Source organism: Roseateles sp. P5_B10 (assembly GCF_056400485.1).
The window spans coordinates 1-3,861 of record NZ_JBFULE010000508.1; the positions used below are offsets into that span (position 1 = coordinate 1).

2 protein-coding genes are annotated in these 3,861 nt (G+C 67.8%); both read right to left on the reverse strand.

Annotated features, from left to right (window positions below; genetic code table 11):
• A partial coding sequence (locus AC1DU6_RS22855; protein ID WP_477859811.1) for a TonB-dependent receptor plug domain-containing protein occupies window positions 1–2,214 on the reverse strand: 2,214 nt, incomplete at its 3' end.
• A gap of 200 nt (window positions 2,215–2,414) precedes the next feature.
• The coding region (locus AC1DU6_RS22860) for an ATP-binding protein (RefSeq protein WP_477859813.1) at window positions 2,415–3,861 on the reverse strand (1,447 nt) is incomplete at its 5' end.

A 3,861-nucleotide genomic window follows, 5' to 3' on the forward strand; every position in this document is an offset into this window, starting at 1 on the left:
GATGAAGCCGCTGGGCTGCAGGCGGTGGATGCGGGTGTTGTAGCGCTGGTAAAGGATCGGGTCGGACATGATGGCGTCGCCGCCGATGGTGCCGATCTGGTCCTTCTTCTGGATATGCCAGTAGTCCAGCGCGATGGACAGGTCCCGCATCGGCTCGAACACCGCGCCAAAGGAATACTGGCGCGACTTCTCGGGCTTGAGCGAGGGGTCACTGGACAGGCGCACGTTGAACTGCGTTTCGCAGCGCGGGTCGCCGGCCTGGCCGGGCGGGCAGTTCGGGTCGACCAGGGAGTTGGCGGTGTTGGTGAAGGCCGTCGGGCTGTTCACGTCCCACAGCGTCGGGGCGCGGAAGCCCGTGCCGGCACTGGCGCGCAGCAGCACTTCGCGGCTGGGCTGGAAGCGCAGCGTCACGCCCGGGTTGAACGTGCCGCCGAAGTCGCTGTATTTGTCGTAGCGCGCCTTGACCGTGGCCTCCCAGCCCTTGGCGAAGGGCATCGACAGCTCACTGAACACGGCATAGATGGTGCGCGAGGCCACGGTCTTGGGCACCGTGCCTTCGCCGCCGATGTGCAGGCCCAGCTCATAGTCGGCATTCACGGCATGGTCGTCGRCCTTTTCCTTGCGCAGATCGGTGCCGACGGCCAGCATCATCGGGCCGCCGCTCATGGCCATCAGTTCGGTGCTGGCCTTGGCGTCGAAGGCATAGGTCGTGCTCTTGGAACGGCGCATCGGGCCTTCCATGCGCGCGCGGTTCAGCGCGGCCAGCCCAGCTTCATCCTGCGGGCCGAAGGGGTTGATGACCCCGGTGGCCAGTTCGGTGATGAAGCGGCCTTCGTGCAGGTAGTTGTAGTAGTCCAGCGAGCCCTTGGCCTGCGACATCGTCAGGCCGGCGTCGTAGTCCCAGCCCTGGAAGATGCCGGTGGCACCGGCCACGAAGCGGGTCTGCTCGTTCAACACGTTGTTGGTGCGCGGGCCGACCGGCACGGAACGCATCGCGATCTCGGTGAAACCGCCACCCAGCGTGTCGAACTGCGCCGGCGTGTAGCCCAGGCTGGTCAGCAGTGCCGCCGGGAAGTATTTGCTCGAGATGGGGAAGGCGAAGGACGGGTAGGTGCCGTCGGCCTTCACATGACCCGCCGTCGAGTCAATGGGCACGGCGGCCGTGCGGCCGATGGAGTCGTTGCGTGCGTAGCTGGCCTCGAAGAAGATCTGCGAATCGCCGCCCGTGTCCAGCGTCAACCGACCGAAGGCGTCGGCCTTCTTGGAGTCGGGCAGGTTCTCCTGCATGGCCGGGTAGATGAAGCGGCAGCGCTTTTTCTGGGTGCCGTTTGGGGTCAGAACGGGCTGCCCTGCGGCATTCACCACGTCCTGGATGGTGTTGAAGTTGGGGTCGCAGGGGCTGAAGTTGGTGCCCGCGTTGGCATAGGCGCCCGGCGTGATGTTGAAGTCGACGAGGCGGCCCGGGAAGGAGCGGCCCGAGGTGGGAGGATCGGAGCCGGGGATCTCGTCGATGCCGCGCAGGTACCACTTCTGGTCGAGGGAGCTGACCTTGGTCTGCTTCTTGACGTTGCCGGTCACGAGCAGGTTGTAGCCATCGGTCTTGAGGCCGCCCATGCCGAAGGCGATGGAGGCGCTCGTCTCCTTGCCGCCGATGCTCTTCTCGGGTGCGCCGTACTTCAGCGTGACGGCGCCCTTGTCATAGTCCTTGCGGGTGATGAAGTTGATGACGCCGCCGACGGCGTCGGTGCCATACACGGCCGAGGCGCCGTCACGCAGCACCTCGATGCGGTCGATGGCCGCGAAAGGGATGCTGTTCAGGTCCACTGACGAATTGCCGCCGATGGAGCCGAAGGCGAAGTTGGCCAGGCGCCGGCCATTCAGCAGCACCAGCGTCGAGTTGGGGCCCAGGCCGCGCAGGTTGGCGAAACTCTGGGAATAGCCGGCGCCCTGCGTCGTGTCCGACTGCACGGCGGTGTTGGCACCGATGCGGCGCAGGATGTCCTCGACGTTGGTGGCGCCGGTCTTCTCGATCTGGTCGCGCGTCATCACCGACACCGGCAGGGCCGTCTCGGATTCCACGCGCTTGATCGACGAGCCGGTGATGGTGATGCGCTCGAGCTGCTGCTGTTGGGCCGGTGCGTTCTGCGCAGCGGCCGAGCCGGCGATACCGGCGGCCAGCAAGGCCAGCGCCAGTCGGGTGTGGCGGTGTTGCATGGAAGCTCACTCCTGTCAGTTGGGGCCTTGTGAAGGGTCGCCCCCGACCCCCGCCGCGGCGCGGCTTGTTGCCCTCATGCAAAGAAGTGTTGAGCCGCAGTTCATGGCTCCTCCCCTGCGGGAAGTCAGGCTGTGGCGCATTCACAGCACTGCGAATTAGGGCCTGACTTCCTTCACGTCCGCGGCCGGCGCCGCAAGGCTCAGACTCGCGCGTACTTGGCCAGGGCCTGCAGCAGCGCTGCGAGGCTGATGGGCTTGGTCAGGTGCGCGTCGCAACCCGCCGCCAGGGACTGCTGCACATCGGTGTCGAAGGCGTTCGCCGTCAGCGCGACGATGGGCGTGCGCGGCCTGCCCTCGGCAGCTTCGATGGCCCGCCATTGCCGCGTGGCCGACAGCCCGTCCAGCCCGGGCATCAGCATGTCCATCAGCACGAGGTCGAAGTCACCCTCGCCCGTGCCCTCACGCAGCGCGGCCAGGGCCTGCTCGCCATCGCGCGCCCGCTTGATGCGGTGGCCCAGGGGCTGCAGCATGCCCTCGATGACGAGCACGTTGACGTCGTTGTCCTCGGCCAGCAGCAGCTCAAGCGGACGGCTCGGCGCCATGCGTTCAGCGCGCGTCTCTGCCGGGTCGGCATGCGGCGGGCGCGAATCGGGCAGATCCAGCCGCACCTCGAAGCAGCTGCCCTCGCCTACACGGCTGTGCACGCTGACATCGCCGCCCATCAGCCGCGCCAGCCTGCGCGTGATGGCCAGGCCCAGGCCGGTGCCGCCGAATTCCTGCGCGATGCTCGCATCCGCCTGGGCGAAGGGTTGGAAGATGCGCTCCAACCCGTCGGGTGCAATGCCGATGCCGGTGTCCTGCACGCTGATCAGCACCTGGCCCTGGGTGCTGCGCGACAGCTCGACCGTCACGCCGCCCGTCTTGGTGAATTTGATGGCGTTGCCAACCAGGTTGGTGACGATCTGCGCCACCCGCTGCTGGTCGCCCAGCACCCAGCCCGCCGCTTCGGTGCGCGCGAACACGCGCAGCCACAGGCCCTGGCTCTGGGCGCGCTCGCGCAGCAGCTCCAATTGCAACTCGACGAGGTCGACCAGATTGAAGGGATGCGAGGCCAGCTCCAGCCGGCCGCTCTCGATGCGGGCGTTGTCGAGCAGGTCGTTGATGAGGGCGAACACCTGGCGGCCGGCATGGCCCAGCACCTCGACGTAATGGGCCTGATCCGGCTTGAGCGGCGAGCGCGCGAGGATGTCGGAGAAGCCCAGCACGGCGTTCATCGGCGTGCGCATCTCGTGGCTGACCTGAGCCAGCAGCTCGGTCTTGGCGCGGCTGCGCGCGTCGGCCAGCTCGCGCTCGCGGGTCAGCTCGCGCTCCCGCTCACGGGCGTGGCGCTCGTGCTCGACGGCTGTCAGCAGCAGGGCCAGCGCGAGCAGGTAGAAGCCAGGCGCGAGCGTCGGCAGCGTACCGGCCCACGCGGCACTCCATGACGCGAACAGCAGCGCCGCCATCGCGATGCCTGCCGCCAGCGCCTGGCGACGCAACAGCAGGGGCAACGCACCCAGGGCGAACAACAGCGCATCCACGGCCCACACGCCCGCACCGCGCTCGCGCAGCAGCGCCAGCGGCTCGGCGCCCAGGGCTTCGAAGACG